13 protein-coding genes are annotated in these 16,681 nt (G+C 69.5%); 2 read left to right on the top strand and 11 right to left on the bottom strand.

Going from position 1 to position 16,681, the window contains the following annotated elements; translation table 11 throughout:
- The first annotated feature begins 781 nt into the window (after positions 1–781).
- The gene (rny, locus tag H4W80_RS47350; protein ID WP_192791044.1) at positions 782–2,398 is read left to right on the top strand and encodes a ribonuclease Y; all 1,617 of its coding nucleotides are present in this window, start codon (positions 782–784) and stop codon (positions 2,396–2,398) included.
- A gap of 511 nt (positions 2,399–2,909) precedes the next feature.
- Here the strand turns inward: rny and H4W80_RS47355 are convergent.
- The 11 genes from H4W80_RS47355 to H4W80_RS47405 form a co-directional block, all read right to left on the bottom strand.
- Positions 2,910–3,872 carry an ABC transporter permease gene (locus tag H4W80_RS47355; RefSeq protein ID WP_192791045.1) on the bottom strand — a complete coding sequence of 321 codons (963 nt, stop codon included), beginning with the start codon at positions 3,870–3,872 and terminating at the stop codon, positions 2,910–2,912.
- On the bottom strand, positions 3,872–4,825 hold the full coding sequence (locus H4W80_RS47360) for an ABC transporter permease (RefSeq protein ID WP_192791046.1): 954 nt from the start codon (positions 4,823–4,825) through the stop codon (positions 3,872–3,874). Before H4W80_RS47360 ends, H4W80_RS47355 begins: the two co-directional genes overlap by 1 nt.
- The gene (locus H4W80_RS47365) at positions 4,822–5,883 is read right to left on the bottom strand and encodes an ABC transporter ATP-binding protein (RefSeq protein WP_192791047.1); all 1,062 of its coding nucleotides are present in this window, start codon (positions 5,881–5,883) and stop codon (positions 4,822–4,824) included. The genes H4W80_RS47360 and H4W80_RS47365 overlap by 4 nt, the downstream gene beginning before the upstream one ends.
- Positions 5,883–6,923 carry an ABC transporter ATP-binding protein gene (locus tag H4W80_RS47370; RefSeq protein WP_192791048.1) on the bottom strand — a complete coding sequence of 347 codons (1,041 nt, stop codon included), beginning with the start codon at positions 6,921–6,923 and terminating at the stop codon, positions 5,883–5,885. Before H4W80_RS47370 ends, H4W80_RS47365 begins: the two co-directional genes overlap by 1 nt.
- Positions 6,923–8,749 carry an ABC transporter substrate-binding protein gene (locus tag H4W80_RS47375; protein WP_225964052.1) on the bottom strand — a complete coding sequence of 609 codons (1,827 nt, stop codon included), beginning with the start codon at positions 8,747–8,749 and terminating at the stop codon, positions 6,923–6,925. The genes H4W80_RS47370 and H4W80_RS47375 overlap by 1 nt, the downstream gene beginning before the upstream one ends.
- A 197-nt stretch (positions 8,750–8,946) precedes the next feature.
- Positions 8,947–10,755 (bottom strand): S9 family peptidase, encoded by a 1,809-nt coding sequence (locus H4W80_RS47380; protein ID WP_192791049.1) that lies wholly within the window; start codon positions 10,753–10,755, stop codon positions 8,947–8,949.
- A gap of 50 nt (positions 10,756–10,805) precedes the next feature.
- Positions 10,806–11,651, bottom strand: a complete 846-nt coding sequence (locus H4W80_RS47385) for a glutamate ABC transporter substrate-binding protein (protein WP_192791050.1) — start codon at positions 11,649–11,651, stop codon at positions 10,806–10,808.
- Positions 11,652–11,770: 119 nt separating this feature from the next.
- Positions 11,771–12,688: an amino acid ABC transporter permease gene (locus H4W80_RS47390; RefSeq protein WP_192791051.1), complete on the bottom strand. Its 918-nt coding sequence runs from the start codon at positions 12,686–12,688 to the stop codon at positions 11,771–11,773.
- Complete coding sequence (locus H4W80_RS47395; RefSeq protein WP_192791052.1) at positions 12,685–13,353, bottom strand: amino acid ABC transporter permease; 669 nt, start codon at positions 13,351–13,353, stop codon at positions 12,685–12,687. The genes H4W80_RS47390 and H4W80_RS47395 overlap by 4 nt, the downstream gene beginning before the upstream one ends.
- Positions 13,354–13,411: 58 nt before the next feature.
- The gene (locus H4W80_RS47400) at positions 13,412–14,272 is read right to left on the bottom strand and encodes a glutamate ABC transporter substrate-binding protein (protein ID WP_192791053.1); all 861 of its coding nucleotides are present in this window, start codon (positions 14,270–14,272) and stop codon (positions 13,412–13,414) included.
- Positions 14,273–14,290: 18 nt separating this feature from the next.
- The gene (locus tag H4W80_RS47405) at positions 14,291–15,046 is read right to left on the bottom strand and encodes an amino acid ABC transporter ATP-binding protein (protein ID WP_192791054.1); all 756 of its coding nucleotides are present in this window, start codon (positions 15,044–15,046) and stop codon (positions 14,291–14,293) included.
- Positions 15,047–15,184: 138 nt separating this feature from the next.
- Here H4W80_RS47405 and miaB point away from each other — a divergent pair, with 138 nt between their 5' ends.
- Positions 15,185–16,681 (top strand): tRNA (N6-isopentenyl adenosine(37)-C2)-methylthiotransferase MiaB, encoded by a 1,497-nt coding sequence (gene miaB / locus H4W80_RS47410; protein WP_225964053.1) that lies wholly within the window; start codon positions 15,185–15,187, stop codon positions 16,679–16,681.

The following is a 16,681-nucleotide window of genomic DNA, read 5'->3' on the forward strand; positions in this document are numbered from 1 at the left end:
CTCCATGGCTCGCCCGGCTCCATGGCTTGCGTCTAGAGGCGAACAACGTTCTGGTGCGGGCGACGGGGCCCCTCCTTCCGCAAGGTACTTGGGCTCTTGCGCGCCCCGCGTTCTGGGGCTCGTTCGTTGTGCAGGCCCTGCTCGCTCCACGGCTGGCCCGTTTTGGGGCTCTCTCCCTTCCCTCTGCGGCTTGCCTCGGAGCTCCGCGGCACCGCAGCTCTTCCCACGCTTCCGTGGCTTGCCGCGTTCTGCGGCTTGCCCCGTTGTGTGGCTTGCCCGTGGGATGGCTTGGCGAGTTCTGGGGCTTGTCTTGTTTTGGGGGGCTCTGGGGTGGCGGCTTTTGGCCGATTGCTCGGGCTGTAGGTGCTCTTGCATCTGCATTTGCGAGTGCTACAGGGATTGCGGGTGCGCGTGCTCTTGCACTCGCGCATGCTCCCTTGTCCATGCGCGTCCCCTGTCTTGCCTGTAGGTGTCGGTGGAGATGCAGGCCCGTAAGACACGCTTGATGACGCGTTTGCTTGCTCGTGACCTGTTCGACGCATAACCTCGACGGCAGTGAGGAGTTACTCCGCGCAGCGCGGATTGCCATACCGGTGAACGACGGACGAACGAGGCTGGTTGATCTAGGCGGGCGAGGTGTCGGCTTTGCGAGTCGACGCCCGGTCAGCCTTGGCTGTATATCGATCCAGACGCCGACCGGGCTATTCGTGGCGCGCTTGTGACCCCTCCCGTTTGTGGCCGCGTTATGAGGTGTTGACGACGCGAGGAGGGCGGGGCGCACATGGGGCCGCTTGTCGTGGTGCTGATGGTGGCGGTGCTCGTGCTCGCGTTCGGGATGATCGTCGCGCTTCTCGTCGTCATAAGGCGCACCTCGAGCAGTCTGCCACGCGTGTCCAAGGCCAGTCCCGAGCAGCAGAAAGTCGTACACGAAGAGCTTGAGCAGGCGCGGGAGGAGGCGCAGGAGATCCGGCACAAGGCCGAGACCGACGCCCAGGAGATTCTGCGCAGGTCGGAGGCCGCGGCCGAGAGCGCCGCGCAGATGCGGCGGGAGGTCGAGGAGGAGAGCCGGATACTCAAGTCCGAGCTCAAGGAGCTGCGCGCCGACCTGGAGCGCCGGGAGTCCCGGCTGGCCGAGCGGGAGCAGCGGCTGGACGAGGAGGCCAGGCGGCAGTCCGAGCGCGACAGGAAGCTGGCCGAGACCGAGGTCGAGCTGGCCGACCGGCGCGAGGAGCTGCTCCAGGTCGAGGACGAGCGGCGGGCCATCCTCGAACGGGTCTCCGGGCTGACTGGCGACCAGGCCAAGGCCGAGCTGGTCAAGGAGATCGAGAACCAGGCCAAGCGCGAGGCCGCGCTGATCGTCCGGGAGATCGAGAGGGATGCCCGCAAGGAGGGCGAGAAGCGGGCCACCAAGATCGTGACGCTGGCCGTGCAGCGGGTGGCGGCGGAGCAGACGGCGGAGTCGGTCGTCAGCGTGCTGCATCTGCCCGGAGACGAGATGAAGGGCCGGATCATCGGGCGCGAAGGGCGGAACATCCGGGCCTTCGAGTCCACAACCGGCGTGAATCTCATCATCGACGACACTCCTGAGGCCGTGCTGCTGTCGTGTTTCGATCCCGTGCGCCGGGAGACGGCCCGGCTGACGCTGGAGAAGCTCGTGCTGGACGGCCGCATCCACCCCCAGCGCATCGAGGAGGCGCACGAGCGCAGCCGCCAGGAGGTGCAGGATCTGTGCGCGCGGGCCGGTGAGGACGCCCTGGTGGAGCTGGGGATCACCGACATGCATCCCGAGCTGACGCTGCTGCTCGGGCAGCTCAGGTATCGGACGTCGTACGGGCAGAACGTGCTCAAGCACCTGATCGAGTCCGCGCACATCGCCGGGATCATGGCCGCCGAGCTGAGGATGAACCAGGCGCTGATGAAGCGCTGTGCGCTCCTCCACGACATCGGCAAGGCGCTCACGCACGAGGTCGAGGGCAGCCACGCGCTGATCGGGGCGGAGATCGCCCGCAGGTACGGCGAGGAGGAGGACGTGGTGCACGCCATCGAGGCGCACCACAACGAGGTCGAGGTGCGCACCGTCGAAGCGGTTCTCACGCAGGCCGCCGACGCGATCAGCGGCAGCCGTCCCGGCGCCCGCCGCGAGTCCCTGGAGGCGTACGTCAAGCGGCTGGAGCGGCTGGAGGAGATCGCGCAGTCGTACGAGGGCGTGGAGAAGGTCTTCGCCATGCAGGCCGGGCGGGAGATCCGGGTCATGGTCAAGCCGGATGCGATCGATGACATCCAGGCCCAGGTGATCGCCCGTGATGTGGCCAAGCAGGTGGAGGAGGAGCTGACGTATCCGGGGCAGATCCGCATCACCGTGGTGAGGGAGTCCAGGGCCACGGAGTTTGCCAGGTAGGTCGCGTCGCCGGTCTGGATCTGGAACACCGCGGTGGGTGTCGTGATTGACCGTCGTTCGCGGAGAGGCGATGGATGTGGCGATGCTCGGAAGTCCCATAGGGCTGGCGGGTGTGGTGGTGTTCGGCCGTCCCGTAGGGCTGGCGGGTGTGATGGTGTTCCGCCGTCCTGATAGGGCTGCGGGCGTGGTGGTGCTTGATCGTCCGATGGCGTCGCCGGGTGTGGTGGTGTTCGGGGGAGGGGACGCGCTGGTCGGCTGTTGGTCGGGGAGGGCCGGCGGGCGTGGCGGTGCCTGAGGGAGGCTGAGGCGCCGGGGCGCGCCCGCCGGAGTCCCTGTATCCCGGAGGATCGCCGGGGTACGGCCGCCACGGGCCGGTATCCCGGGCGGCCGCCGGGGCACGCCCGCCGGAGTCCCTGTATCTCGGGCGATCGCCGGGGTACGGCCGCCACGGGCCGGTATCCCGGACGACCGCCGGGACACGCCCGGCGGAGTCCGGTGTCCCGGGTGAGCGTCAGGCAAGGCGGATACGGGGGTCGAGGAGTCCGTACGCCACGTCCACCAGCAAGTTCGCCACCACCACCGCGGTCGTCGCCAGCGTGACCACGCCCATGATCACGGGCAGGTCCCCGCTGACGAACGCCTGCACGACCGCCTGCCCCACGCCGCCCAGGCCGAAGACCGACTCCGTCACCACCACCCCGCCGATCAGCGTGCCCACGTCCACCCCGAGCTGCGTCACCACCGGCGTGAGCGCCGCCCGCAGGCCGTGCCGGTAGATCACGCGCCGCTCGGGCACCCCCTTGGCCCGGGCCGTGCGGATGTAGTCCTCGCCGAGCACGTCCAGCATGGAGCCGCGGGTGAGCCGGGCGTACGACGCCGCCTGGACCGTGGCCAGCGTGATCCACGGCAGGATCAGGTGGCGGGCCCATTCGGCGGGGTTCTGCGAGAACGGCACGTACGAGTCGGGCGGCAGGATGGGCACCCCCGCCATGGTCAGCTGGAAGAACAGGAAGTACAGCAGCAGCAGGCCCACCACGAAGGTCGGCATGGAGACCCCGGCCAGCGCCAGCAGCGTCAGGCCGCGATCCACCAGCGATCGGGCCCGGGTGGCGCTGAGCACCCCCGCGCCGACGCCGAGCGTGAACCACAGCACCGCGCCCCCCAGCACCAGCGAGAACGTCGGCGGGAAGTCGGCGGCCAGCAGTTTGCCGACCGATTCGCCGGAGAAGTACGACTGGCCGAGGTCGCCGTGGAGCAGCCGGCCCAGGTAGTCCAGATACTGGACGAGGGTGGGCCGGTCGAGGCCGAGGTTGTGGCGGATCAGCTCCACCTGCTCGGGAGTGGCCTGCCGCCCGGCCAGCGTCCTGGCGGGATCGCTCGGCGCGACGAAGAACAGCAGGAACGTCCCGAGGGTGACCAGCCAGAGCACGAGCAGGCCGAGCAGGGCCCGGCGCAGCAGGAACGCGCGCAGCATCACGCCCCCTTACGAGTACGGCGGCGGCTGAACAGGCGCTCCATCCGCGGATCGATGGCGTCCCTGATCCCGTCGCCCACCAGGTTGAACGCGAGCGTGGTGACCAGCAGCGTGGCGGCCGGGAACCCCAGATACCAGTACGCCACCCGGTAGAACCCCTGCGCCTCGCTCAGCAGGTTCCCCCACGACGGGGTGGGCGGGACGATCCCCAGCCCCAGGTACGACAGCGTCGACTCGAACACGATGGCCGCCGGCACCAGCAGCGTGGTCAGCACGATGACGGGCGCGAGCAGGTTCGGCAGGATGTCCACGAACATGATCCTGAAGTCGCCCGCCCCCATGGACCGGGCCGCCTCGACGTACTCGCGCTCCTTGACCGACAGCGTCTGCCCGCGCACCACGCGGGCGATGGCCGCCCACGAGTAGAACGCGATCACCCCGATCGTGGCCGACAGCGAGGGTCCGGCGATGGACACCACCGCGATCGCGAAGATCAGGTAGGGGAACGACAGCACCACGTCCATGAGCCGCGACAGCACGGTGTCCACGACGCCGCCGTAATATCCGGCCAGCAGCCCGACGACCACCCCGACCAATGCCGCCAGGCCGGTGGCGACCACGCCGACGAGCAGCGAGACCCGGGCCCCGTACAGGACCCTGATGAACAGGTCGCGCCCGAGCCGGTCGGTGCCGAACCAGAACTCCCCGTTCGGTGGCACGGGCAGCCCCTGGGCCGTGATGCCGGTGTCGCGTAACTGGTCGTCGGGGCCGTGGCCGTTCCAGGCGGCGATGAGCGGCGCGGCCAGCGCCAGCGCGCACAGCAGGATGACGACGAGGCCGGACACCATGGCGACCCGGTCGGTCCTGATTCGGCGCCAGGCGAGCTGCCAGGGCCCGCGCCCGGCTATCCCCTGGGAGGCGACGGCGCCGGGTCTGATCTCGGTCAGCGTCATACGACCACCTCGATCGGGAAATGGCAGGCAGCCGCCCTCTCAAGCGCCGGGGCCTTCTCAAGCGCCGTCGCCCCATCAAGCGCCGCCGACCCGTCGAGCGTCGCCCCATCACGCGCGGTCCTTTCAGGCGGCCCGTCGAGCTGGGGTTCCAGGGACGAGCAGAGCTCCTGGGCACGCGGGCACCGCGGATGGAAGCGGCATCCGGACGGCGGATCGATCGGCGAGGGCACGTCCCCGGTCAGCACGATCCGCTGCCGCCGCTCCGCCTCGTCCGGGTCGGCCACCGCCGTGGCCGACAGCAGCGCGTCCGTGTACGGATGCCGCGGCCGGTCGTACACCAACTCCGCGTCCCCCAGCTCGACCACCTTGCCCAGGTACATGACCGCGATCCGGTCGCTGATGTGCCGCACCACGGACAGGTCGTGCGCGATGAACAGGTACGTCAGCCCGAACTCGGCCTGCAGGTCCTTCAGCAGGTTGAGGATCTGCGCCTGGATGGACACGTCGAGCGCCGACACCGGCTCGTCGCAGATGATCAGCCGGGGCCGCAGCGCGAGCGCCCTGGCCACCCCGATCCGCTGCCGCTGCCCGCCGGAGAACTCCGCGGGGAACCGGTTGTAGTGCTCCGGATTGAGCCCGACCCGCTCCATCAGCTCCTGCACGGCCCGGCGGAGCCGCTCGCCGCTCATGACCCGGTGGATCACGAGCGGGTCGGCGATGATCGACCCGACCCGCCGGCGCGGGTTCAGCGAGCCGTACGGGTCCTGGAAGATGACCTGGATGTCGCGGCGGTAGGGCCGCATGCGCTTCCTGGGCAGGTTCGTGATGTCCGCGCCGTCGAACCGCACGCTGCCGGAGGTGACCGGATGCAGCCCCGCGATGCAGCGCGCGAGCGTGGACTTGCCGCAGCCGGTCTCGCCGACCAGGCCCAGCGTCTCGCCGGGGGCGAGCGCGAAGCTGACCCCGTCGACCGCCTTGACCTGCCCGACCACGTGCCTGACCAGCGCGCCGGTGGTGATGGGGTAGTGCTTGACCAGGTTCGAGACTTCGAGCAGCATCACGACTCCTTCGCCTTGAGCCGCAGCGCGTCGGCGGCCGCGCCCAGCCCGACCGCCTCGTGCGGCAGCCAGCAGGCCGAGGCGTGGCCACCCGTGCCCGTGCCCACACCGGTGCCGGTGACCGTGGCCAGGGGCGGGCGTTCGGCCGAGCAGACCGGCATCGCGTACGGGCAGCGCGGGTGGAACGCGCACCCGGACGGCAGCGCGATCAGGCTCGGCGGCGAGCCGGGGATGGGCCGCAGCCGCCCGCCCCGGTCCCCGCTGCTGCCGGGGATCGACTCCAGCAGGCCCTTGGTGTACGGGTGGTGCGGCCGGTAGTAGAGCGTGCGCCGGTCGGCCCGCTCCACGGCGAGCCCGGCGTACATGACCAGCACCTCGTCGGCCATGCCCGCCACCACGCCGAGGTCGTGCGTGATGAGGATGAGCGCGACCCCGAACTCCGCCTGCACCCGCGTGATGAGCTCCAGGATCTGCGCCTGCACGGTCGCGTCGAGCGCCGTGGTCGGCTCGTCGGCCACGATCAGCTTCGGGTTGAGCGCGAGCGACATCGCGATCATCGCCCGCTGCCGCATGCCGCCGGAGAACTGGTGGGGGTAGTCGTCCACCCGGCGATCCGGCCGGGGGATGCCGACCAGGCCGAGCAGCTCGACCGCCCGCCTCCTGGCCTCGGCGCGGGAGGTGTCCGGCCGGTGCACCCGGATCAACTCCTCGATCTGCCAGCCCACCTTGTAGAGCGGGTGCAGGCTGGTCAGCGGGTCCTGGAAGATCACGCTGATCTCGGCGCCCCGGATGTGGCGCAGCCGCTCGCGGTCGAGGTCGAGCAGGTTGACGCCGTCGAACACGGCGCTGCCCGAGATGTCGGCCCCGGGGGTGAGCCCCAGGATGGCCTGGGTGCTCACCGTCTTGCCGCTGCCGGACTCGCCGACGATCGCCAGCGTGCGGCCGCGTTCGATGCGGAACGACAGCCCCCGCACGGCCTGCACCACGCCGTCGGACGTGGGGAAGGCCACGCGGAGGTCCGTCACCTCGAGCAGGCTCATCACGGGTTGTTGGGGTCGAGCCAGAGGTTGGTGTAGTCGTAGAGCTGGAACGCCGGCAGGTACAGGGCGTTCTGCACGCGCTTGCTCTTGTAGGCCGGCGTGTTCTGGTTGTTGAGCGGCACGATCACCGCGTCGCCCATCACCGTCGTGTCGACCTCGTGCCACAGCGCGGCCGCCTTGGTCTGGTCCTGCTGGGCCAGCGCCTGCTTGATCAGCGAGTCCACCTTGGGGTTGCTGTAGCAGCCGTAGTTGCTGGTGCCGGGGTTGCAGTTGGTCTCGAACAGCGGCTGGACGACCGCGCGGCCGTTGTTGCCGTACCAGTCGGGGACCCAGCCGGGCGCCGAGATGTCCCACTTGCCGGCCTTGGCGATGGACGGGTTCTGCAGGAAGGCGCCGTAGTAGTCGCCCTGCCGGACCGGCAGCCCCTTCACCGTGATCCCGCACTTCTGCAGGTCCGCCGAGTACGACTGGAAGTTGGCCGGGTGGTTGCCCGCGTTGCGGAAGGCGCCGATGAGGGTCAGCCCGTTCGGGTAGCCGGCCTCGGTGAGCAGCTGCTTGCACTTGGCCGGGTCGCCCGCGTCACCCGGGCTCGGGTACGGGTTGTACTCCTGGTAGCCGATGTTGCCCGGCGGGATGGCGGTGTGCAGCGGCGTGGCCACGTCGGCGCCGCCGTAGACCTTGGCGATGGCGACCTTGCTGACCGCGTACTCGATGGCCTGGCGGACCTTGAGCTTGCCCATGGCGCCGCCGGCGTTCTTGCTCTGCAGGTTGAAGACGATGTACGGGTTGCTCACCGCGCCCGGGAAGATCGTGAAGTTGGGGTCGCCGGAGCTCTTGAGCCGCGGGATCTGCGCGGTCGGCACCGGCAGGTCCCACGACAGGTCGGCGCTGCCGGCCTCGAGCTGCTGCTGCACCGCGTCCGGCTCGTTGACGCCCATCTTGACCTCGATGGCGTTCACGTACTGGTGCCTGATCGGGTCGGACTCCTGCTTCCAGGCCGGGTTCCGCTCCAGCCTGATCGACTTGGTGGCCACGTACTGGGTGATCCGGTACGGGCCGTCGGAGATCGTGTGCTGGCGGAACGTGGCGTCGTCCGGCACGTACTGGTCGTACTCCTTGGGCGCGGCCACGGAGAAGTTCAGCGACAGGATGTTGAGGAAGTCGCTGGCGGGCTGGGTCAGCGTGAACACCAGCGTCTTGTCGCCCCTGGCCTGGACGCCCGCGATCTCGTGGGAGTTCTGGAAGTCGGCCAGCGCCGCCGCGGTGGGCTTGGCCTTGGTGAACGCCTTGGCGTAGGCGTCGCAGTACGCCTGCATGCCCTTGATCGTGCTCGTGTAGTAGCCGGGCGCGCCGGAGCCCGCCACGGGGTTGCAGATCCGCTTGAAGCCGCGGACGAAGTCGCCCGCCGTCACCTCGCGCGGCGGCTGCGTGTCCCACTGCACGCCGTCACGGAGCTTGATCGTGTACGTGAGCCCGTCGGCGCTCAGGCCGCCGTTGCCCGTCGTGGGCAGCTCGGAGGCGACGTCGGGGACGAGCGTGAAGCCCTTGGTGGTGTCGGCCCCCTTCGCCACCCCGTTGAGCCCGAAGAGCCCGCGCGCGTACGTGCGCAGGATCCCGTTGGTGACCGTGTAGTACGAGCTCGTGGGGTCGAGGTGATCGACGTCCCCGCCGCCCACGAGCCTGAGCGTGCCCCCGGAAACCGGCTGGCCCGGGGCGGAGGAGGTGGGCGGCGCGGAATTCCTGGCTCCGGTGTCTGTCTGGCAGGCGGTGGCGAACAAAGTTGCGAAGACCGCCACGGCAATGCTGAAATGGCGCATGCTGGCCATCTGGCCTCCCTCGTGCCGAGATGCGGGGCGTGCATGGCTGGCCGTGTGGGGCGTGCGCCGTGGCCGCGGAGCACGTCCCACCTTGCATGGTCACGCGCGAGGGAGCGCAATTGAAAAGGCCGGTTATGTAACCGATGACGATTAGCGACTGGCAAGTAATATCGATTTGGTGCGAATTCTGTTAAAGAATTACGACATTAGCTAAAAAGCTGCTGGTAGAAGGCCAACTCAGCGGCCAGCGCGGTCATCCGCGTCTCCGTGCGGCGGAAGCCGTGCGACTCGCCCTCGAACGCCAGATACGTGCACGGCACGCCCCGCTCCGACAGCGCGTCCGCGAACGCCGCCGACTGCTCGGGCGGCACCACGGGATCGTCGAGCCCCTGCAGGAGCAGCATGGGGCAGCTCACGCCGTTCACGAGGGCGAGCGGCTCGCGGGAGGCGTACACCTGCGGGTCCTCCGGCCCCACCAGCCACTCCACGTAGCGTGACTCGAAGTCGTGGGTGTGCGCCGCGAGGGGCGCGAGCGCGCTGACGCCGAAGTACGACACCCCGCCCGCGAACACGTCGGACCGGCAGCAGGCCGCCATCACGGTCCACCCGCCGGCGCTGCCGCCGCGCACCGCGATCCTGCGCGGGTCGGCCAGCCCCTCGGCGGCCAGCCACCGGGCTGCGGCGATCGTGTCGGCCACGTCCACCAGCCCCCACTGCCCCTTCAGCCGCTCGCGGTAGGCCCGGCCGTAGCCGGTCGAGCCGCCGTAGTTGACGTCGAGCACGCCGATGCCGCGCGAGGTCAGGAACGCCTTCTCCAGGTCGAGCGCGGTGTCGGCGTGCGCGGTCGGCCCTCCGTGCACGAAGATCACGTAGGGTGGCGTGCCCTCGGTCGCCGGACCGTACGGCGGGTAGAGGAAGGCAGGCGCGGGCGACTCGACAGCGCGTGGAACGGGCAGGAGGGCCTGGTCGGGCAGCCGCGAGAGGTCGCTCTTGAGCGCGCCGGCCGCGCCGGAGGCGACGTCCACGCTGACGACCGACCGGGGGAACGTGGGGGCGTACCCGATGCCGACCACGGACGTGCCCTCGGCGGCCAGCGCCGCGTCCCACCCGTCGTAGGGCACCTCGAGGTCGGCCAGCGTGCCCGAGCGGGGGTCCAGCACGCCCAGCCGCAGGTCGCCACGGCCGTGCAGGACCGCCAGGCGGCCGTCGCCGAGCACGGTGTAAGGGTGCCCGCCCAGCCGCCACGGCGGCAGCGTGAACTCCTCCTCGGCGGCGTGGAGCGCCCGGAGCCCGTCGCCGCGCAGGCCGACCTCGTAGAGGTTCCACCAGCCGGAGCAGTCGGAGACCAGGTAGAGGCTGGAGTCGTCCTTCCAGGCCGGGGCCAGTACGGACTCGGCCGGGCCGCCCTTCACCGTCCAGGCCTCGCCGCCCGACAGGCGGGTGACGCGCAGCTCGGTGCCGTCCCAGGGCATGCGCGGGTGGTCCCAGCAGACGTAGGCCAGGTGCCGCCCGTCGGGGGAGAGGGCGGGAGAGGCGTAGAAGTCGCAGCCGGTGGCCCACTCGTGGATCTCGCCGCCGTCCAGCGAGATCGACACGATCGCCCGGGTGACCTTGCCCTCCTCGGCGTGGCGCTCGCGCACGCACCAGACCTGGCCGTCGCGCACCAGCGGATCCGCGTAGCGGCATCCCTCGTCCGTGATGGGTTTCGGGTCGCCGTAATCGCCCAGAATGTACAGGCGCTGGTCTTTGAAGTTGGCGAAGACCACTTCGCCCCCGGTTGTGATGGCGTACGGCCTGCCGCCGTACTCGTGGACCCTGGTGCGCGCGCTCCATGGGGCCCGCAGCAGGTCACGCTGGGTGCCGTCGGCGTCGCGGCACACGATCGTGGTGCGCCCGCCCTCGTCCGGACGGTCCTCGGTCCACCAGATCCGGCCGTCCTGGGCCGTGGGCCAGCCGGGGCGCACGCCGGAGGCGGCCACGTCTCTGGTCGAGATGGGGGAGGGCCAGAAAGGCATACCCGCATCCTGCCGGAAGATCGGCAACGGCGTGGGGCGGTCCCCACAGTTCAGGGGCACCCCACGGGTGACGGCAGGGACGACGGCAGCTTGAGCCCCGTCTTGCCGAACCATCTGCGCAGCAGCCGCGTGGCCGTGCCGTCGTGCCACATCGAGGCGACCGCCTGGTCGACGGCCTCGCAGGTGGCGGTGTCGCCCTTCTTGATGCCGACTCCCCAGTGCTCCTCGCTGACGGGGTCGTTCAGCAGCCGGAAGCGGCCCGGCTCCTGCTCGGCGAAGCCCGCCAGGACCAGGTTCTCGGTGCTGACCGCGTCGAGCTTGCCGTCGTCGAGCTTGCGTACGCAGTCGGAGTAGTTGGCCGCCGGCACCAGCCGCATGGGCAGGCTCAGCTTGCCGTTGGGCGGGGGATCGACGATCCGCCGGTACGAGTTCGAGCCCTCCGCCAGGCAGAGCCGCTTGCCCCGCAGGTCGCTCACCTTTTTGATGCTGGTGTCGCCCGCGCGGACCATCGTGTCCTGCGTGGTGACGATGTAGGGCCCGCCGAAGGTCACCTTGGGCCGGCGCGACGGGGTGACGCTGTAGGTGGCGACGATGAGGTCCACGCTGCCGTTCTGGAGCAGCGCCTCACGGGTGGACGAGGGTGACTCGCGCCAGGTGATCTGCATGTGCCGGCCGCGGGCGAGATAGTTGACGATGTACCTGGCCACGTCCACGTCGAAGCCCTCGGGAGGGCCGTCCCCGGTCTTCAGGCCCAGGCTCGGCTGGTCCCACTTGGTGCCGACGACGACCCGGCCGGCGTTCCTGATCTTGTCCACGACGGTGGTGTAGGAGCCCGCGCCGCCGCACGCGGCGGCCAATGCCACCACGGCCGCCCCCGCGAGCGCCACGCCACGCATGGAGACAGTCTGGGGGCTGGGCAAACCGTTCGGACCGGTCTTGGGGCGGTTTCAACGGAGAAATGGGATCCTCTTGGAGATTTGCGGACGTACGGGCGCAAACACGCCCGTACGTCCGGTCACTCCACGGGACGGTCGGGGGCCAGCCCGGCGTCCTCGGTGCCCTCACCCGCGCCCACGCTGACCTCGGCCGAGCCGGGCGCCGCGATCGGGGCGGCGGCCGTCTTACGGCTGCGCCTGCTACGCCGCTCCAGCCGCGTGGCCAGGAAGCTCAGCGCCATGTTGAGCGCCACGTAGATGATCCCGATGACGATCGCCGCGGGGATCAGCGAGCCGAAGAACCGGGCCGGCAGGATCTTGAAGCCGGTGTTGAGCAGGTCGACGTAGGCGATGATGTAGCCGAGCGCGGTGTCCTTCAGCAGCACCACGAGCTGGCTGACGATCGCCGGCATCATCGCCGTGACGGCCTGCGGCAGCAGCACCAGGCGCATGACCTGGTTCTTGCGCATGCCCACCGCGAACGCCGCCTCCGACTGGCCGCGCGGCACCGCGTGCACGCCCGCCCTGACGACCTCGGCCAGCACCGAGCCGTTGTAGAGCATCAGGCCGATGACGACCGCCATGAACGTGTAGTCGCCGCCGCCCGCCACCGCCGGGGCGAGGTAGAAGATGAAGAAGATCAGCAGCAGCAGCGGGATGGCCCTGAAGACCTCGACCACCACGCCCGCCGGGACGCGGATCCAGGCGTGGTCGGAGAGCCTGGCCAGGCCGAAGACCGCCCCGAACACCAGCGCGAGCACCGCGGCCACCACGGCGGCCTGCAGCGTGCCGAGCAGGCCGGGGAAGATGTAGACCTCCCACGTCTCCCACTGCAGGAACGGCTGCCAGATCTTGCCTTCCCACTGGCCCTTGGCGTCGAAGCCGCGGTAGATGCCGTACAGGACGGCGGCCACGGCCACGACGCTGACCACCGTGAGGAGGTTGTTGCGCACCCGCGCGCGCGGCCCGGGGGCGTCGAACAGGACTGTGGTGCTCATCGCGCCACCGCCAGTCGCCTGGCCAGCCGGCCGGTGAAGTAGCCGATGGGCAGCGTCACGACCATGAAGGCGACCACGATGCCGAGGAAGATCGGGATCGACGCGCCGACCTGGTCGAAGGCTTCCTTCATCTTGCTCGCGGAGTCCAGGGCGAACCCGCCGGCGGTCGCCACGGTCGTGTTCTTGACCATGGCGATCATCACGCTGCCGAGCGGGGCGATGACCGCGCGGAACGCCTGCGGGAGGATGATCATCCGCAGCGACTGCATGAACGTCAGCCCGATCGCCCTGGCCGCCTCGGCCTGCCCGAGCGGCACCGTGTTGATGCCCGAGCGCAGCGCCTCGCAGACGAAGGCCGCGGTGTAGGCCGACAGGCCCATCGAGACGATCCAGAACGAGTTGGTGCTGGGCACGTCGGAGAAGACGAGCCCGAGCTGGTCGCTGAGGCCGAGCGCGGAGAAGGCCAGCACCAGCGTGAGGGGGGTGTTGCGCACTATGTTGACGTAGATCGTGCCGGCCGCGCGCAGCACCGGCGTGGGGGAAACTCGCATCGCCACCAGGACGGTGCCGAGAATGAGCGAGGTGATCGCGGCCACGATGGAGATTTTGATGTTCTCCAGGAACCCCAGTGCGAGGTCGGGCGCGTACCTAATCAGATCTTCCATCGTGCTCCACCGCATAGGGGAGCGGCGGCCGGGTCACCGGCCGCCGCCTCTGGCATGATCAGCTGCAGCCCTCGGCGGGCGGCGCCTCCTCCGACAACTTCAGGCCCTGAATGCCGCCGAACCACTTCTCCAGCAGCTGCTTCATGGTGCCGTCGTCCCAGAGCGCCTTCACCGCGGTGTTGACGGCCTCACAGGTCTTGGTGTCGCCCTTCTTCAGGCCGACGCCGTACTTCTCGTCCGTGAAGCCCTGGCCGAGCACCTTGAAGTTGCCGCCGGCCTGCTTGGCGAAGCCCGCCAGGATCAGGTCGTCGGTGGTGACGGCGTCGAGGTTGCTGCCGGTCAGCTTCTGCACGCACTCGGAGTAGTTGGCCGCGTCGACGGTGGTGGCGTCGATGTCGAGCTTGCCGTCCGGCGGCGGGTCGGTGATCCGCTTGTAGGAGTTGGAGCCGGAGGCCTTGCAGATCTTCTTGCCCTTGAGGTCCTGCGGCGTGTTGATCGCGGTGTCGTCCTTGCGGACCATCACGTCCTGGTGGGCGACGACGTAGGGGCCGCCGAAGGTGACCTTGCCCTTGCGCTCCTCGGTGATGGAGTAGGTGGCGAAGATGATGTCGACCGTGCCGTTCTGGAGGAACGGCTCGCGGTTGGAGGAGGCCGACTCCTTCCACTCGACCTGCGGGTCCTTGCCGCCGTTCATCTGCTTCAGCACGGCCTTGGCCACGTCGACGTCGAAGCCCTCGGGCCCGTTGGGCCCCTTCAGGCCCAGGCTCGGCTGGTCCCACTTGGTGCCGACGACGATCGTGCCGCCGTCTTTGACCTTGTCCACCACGCTGGCGTAAGTCTTACTGCCGCCGCCGCAAGCGGTCAGACCGGCGGCGAGTGCCGCTATCGAGAGCACCGCTCCCGTTCGACGCATGTGCATGTATACCTGCCTCAATGATCAGTGCGTGAGGATCTTGGAGAGAAAGTCACGCGCCCGGTCTGTCTGCGCGTTGGTGAAGAACTCGTCGGGGGTGTTCTCCTCCACGATCTGGCCGTCGGCCATGAAAACCACCCTATTGGCGGCTCTCCGGGCGAAGCCCATCTCGTGGGTGACGACCATCATGGTCATCCCGTCGCGAGCCAGCCCGATCATGACATCGAGCACCTCCTGCACCATCTCGGGGTCCAGAGCGGAGGTCGGCTCGTCGAACAGGATCATCTTCGGCTCCATCGCCAGCGCCCTGGCGATGGCGACGCGCTGCTGCTGGCCGCCGGAGAGCTGGGCCGGATATTTGTCCGCCTGCGCGGCGATGCCCACGCGTTCGAGCAGCTCCATGGCCCGCTTGTTGGCCGCGTCCTTCGAGACGCCGCGCACCTTCAGGGGGCCGAGCGTGACGTTGTCGCGGATGGTCTTGTGCGCGAACAGGTTGAACGACTGGAAGACCATGCCGACTTCGGAACGCAGCTTCGCCAGGCCCTTGCCCTCCTGGGGGAGCACCTGACCGTCAAAGATGATCTGGCCCTCGCTGATCGTCTCCAGACGGTTGATCGTGCGGCAGAGCGTGGACTTGCCTCCGCCCGAGGGACCGATAACGACGAGCACCTCGCCGCGGGAGACGGTCAGGTTTATGTCCTTCAGGACGTGCAGCGCCCCGAAGTGTTTGTTGACGTTCTCCAACCGTACGAGTGGAGCGTCGTTACCGTTCTCCGTCATGCGTCAAACCGTAGACGCTGTTAAGAGTGCTGGTCACTAACCAAGCAATACCGATCCGATCACATCATGCCATCAAGCTGGCCTTTTAGCGCAGCCGGGACCGTCCGGAGCCGGACAGCGACTACCCTTGAACATGCCATGACTGTGACCCAGGAGGGCGCCCGCACATACGAAGTGCGCACATACGGGTGCCAGATGAACGTGCACGACTCCGAGCGGCTGTCCGGTCTGCTGGAGGACGCCGGCTACGTGCCCGCCCCCGACGGCGAGACCGCCGACGTGGTCGTGTTCAACACGTGCGCCGTGCGGGAAAACGCCGACAACCGCCTCTACGGAAACCTCGGCCACCTGCGCCCCGCCAAGGTGAGCAACCCGCGCATGCAGATCGCCGTGGGCGGCTGCCTGGCGCAGAAGGACCAGGGCGAGATCGTCCGCAAGGCGCCGTGGGTCGACGTGGTCTTCGGCACCCACAACATCGGCTCGCTGCCGGTGCTGCTGGAGCGGGCCCGCATCGAGGGCGAGGCGCAGGTCGAGCTGAAGGAGTCGCTGGAGGTCTTCCCCTCCACGCTGCCCACCAAGCGCGAGTCCGCCTACGCCGCCTGGGTGTCCATCTCGGTCGGCTGCAACAACACGTGCACCTTCTGCATCGTGCCGTCGCTGCGCGGCAAGGAGAAGGACCGCCGCCCCGGCGACATCCTCGCCGAGGTCCAGACGCTGGTCGACCAGGGTGTGCTCGAGGTCACCCTGCTGGGCCAGAACGTCAACACCTACGGCGTCGAGTTCGGCGACCGCCTGGCCTTCGGCAAGCTCCTGCGCTCGTGCGGCACGATCGACGGCCTGGAGCGCGTGCGCTTCACCTCGCCCCACCCGGCGGCCTTCACCGACGACGTCATCGCCGCCATGGCCGAGACGCCCAACGTCATGCACCAGCTCCACATGCCCCTGCAGTCGGGCTCCTCGCGCCTCCTGCGCGCGATGCGCCGCTCCTACCGGGCGGAGCGCTACCTCGGCATCATCGAGCGGGTGCGCGCGGCCATGCCCGACGCGGCCATCTCGACCGACATCATCGTCGGCTTCCCGGGGGAGACCGAAGAGGACTTCCAGGCCACGCTCGACGTGGTCCGCGAGAGCCGCTTCGCCAACGCCTTCACCTTCCAATACTCCATCCGCCCCGGCACCCCGGCGGCCACCATGCCCGACCAGGTGCCCAAGGAGGTCGTGCAGGAGCGCTACGAGCGGCTCGTGGCCCTGCAGGAGGAGATCTCCTGGGAGGAGAACAAGAAGCAGGTGGGGCGCACGCTGGAGGTGCTGGTCGCCGAGGGCGAGGGCCGCAAGGACGACGCCACCCGCCGCCTGTCGGGCCGCGCCGCCGACAACCGCCTGGTCCACTTCGCGGTCGGCGCCGAGACGCCGCGCCCCGGTGACATGGTCACGGTCGAGGTCACGTACGCGGCCCCGCACCACCTGGTGGCCGACGGCCCGGCGGCGACGGTCCGGCGCACGAGGGCCGGCGACGCCTGGGAGTCCCGCCAGGGCGGGGCGAAGCCCGCGCCGGGGGTCCTGCTGGGCATGCCCACCATCGGCCGCCCTGCCCCGGCCCCCGCCGCCCCTTCCGGAGCCTGCTCGGCCCACTGA

The organism is Nonomuraea angiospora (assembly GCF_014873145.1).
GTDB classification, from domain to species: Bacteria; Actinomycetota; Actinomycetes; order Streptosporangiales; family Streptosporangiaceae; genus Nonomuraea; species Nonomuraea angiospora.

Coding starts and splice junctions, on each gene's coding strand:
- H4W80_RS47370 (WP_192791048.1), bottom strand. CDS start 6,923: ATGAGCCTGCTCGAGGTGACGGACCTCCGCGTGGCCTTCCCCACGTCC.
- H4W80_RS47360 (WP_192791046.1), bottom strand. CDS start 4,825: ATGACGCTGACCGAGATCAGACCCGGCGCCGTCGCCTCCCAGGGGATA.
- H4W80_RS47365 (WP_192791047.1), bottom strand. CDS start 5,883: ATGCTGCTCGAAGTCTCGAACCTGGTCAAGCACTACCCCATCACCACC.
- H4W80_RS47395 (WP_192791052.1), bottom strand. CDS start 13,353: ATGGAAGATCTGATTAGGTACGCGCCCGACCTCGCACTGGGGTTCCTG.
- H4W80_RS47380 (WP_192791049.1), bottom strand. CDS start 10,755: ATGCCTTTCTGGCCCTCCCCCATCTCGACCAGAGACGTGGCCGCCTCC.
- H4W80_RS47355 (WP_192791045.1), bottom strand. CDS start 3,872: ATGCTGCGCGCGTTCCTGCTGCGCCGGGCCCTGCTCGGCCTGCTCGTG.
- H4W80_RS47375 (WP_225964052.1), bottom strand. CDS start 8,749: ATGGCCAGCATGCGCCATTTCAGCATTGCCGTGGCGGTCTTCGCAACT.
- H4W80_RS47390 (WP_192791051.1), bottom strand. CDS start 12,688: ATGAGCACCACAGTCCTGTTCGACGCCCCCGGGCCGCGCGCGCGGGTG.
- H4W80_RS47400 (WP_192791053.1), bottom strand. CDS start 14,272: ATGCACATGCGTCGAACGGGAGCGGTGCTCTCGATAGCGGCACTCGCC.
- H4W80_RS47385 (WP_192791050.1), bottom strand. CDS start 11,651: ATGCGTGGCGTGGCGCTCGCGGGGGCGGCCGTGGTGGCATTGGCCGCC.
- miaB (WP_225964053.1), top strand. CDS start 15,185: ATGACTGTGACCCAGGAGGGCGCCCGCACATACGAAGTGCGCACATAC.
- H4W80_RS47405 (WP_192791054.1), bottom strand. CDS start 15,046: ATGACGGAGAACGGTAACGACGCTCCACTCGTACGGTTGGAGAACGTC.
- rny (WP_192791044.1), top strand. CDS start 782: ATGGGGCCGCTTGTCGTGGTGCTGATGGTGGCGGTGCTCGTGCTCGCG.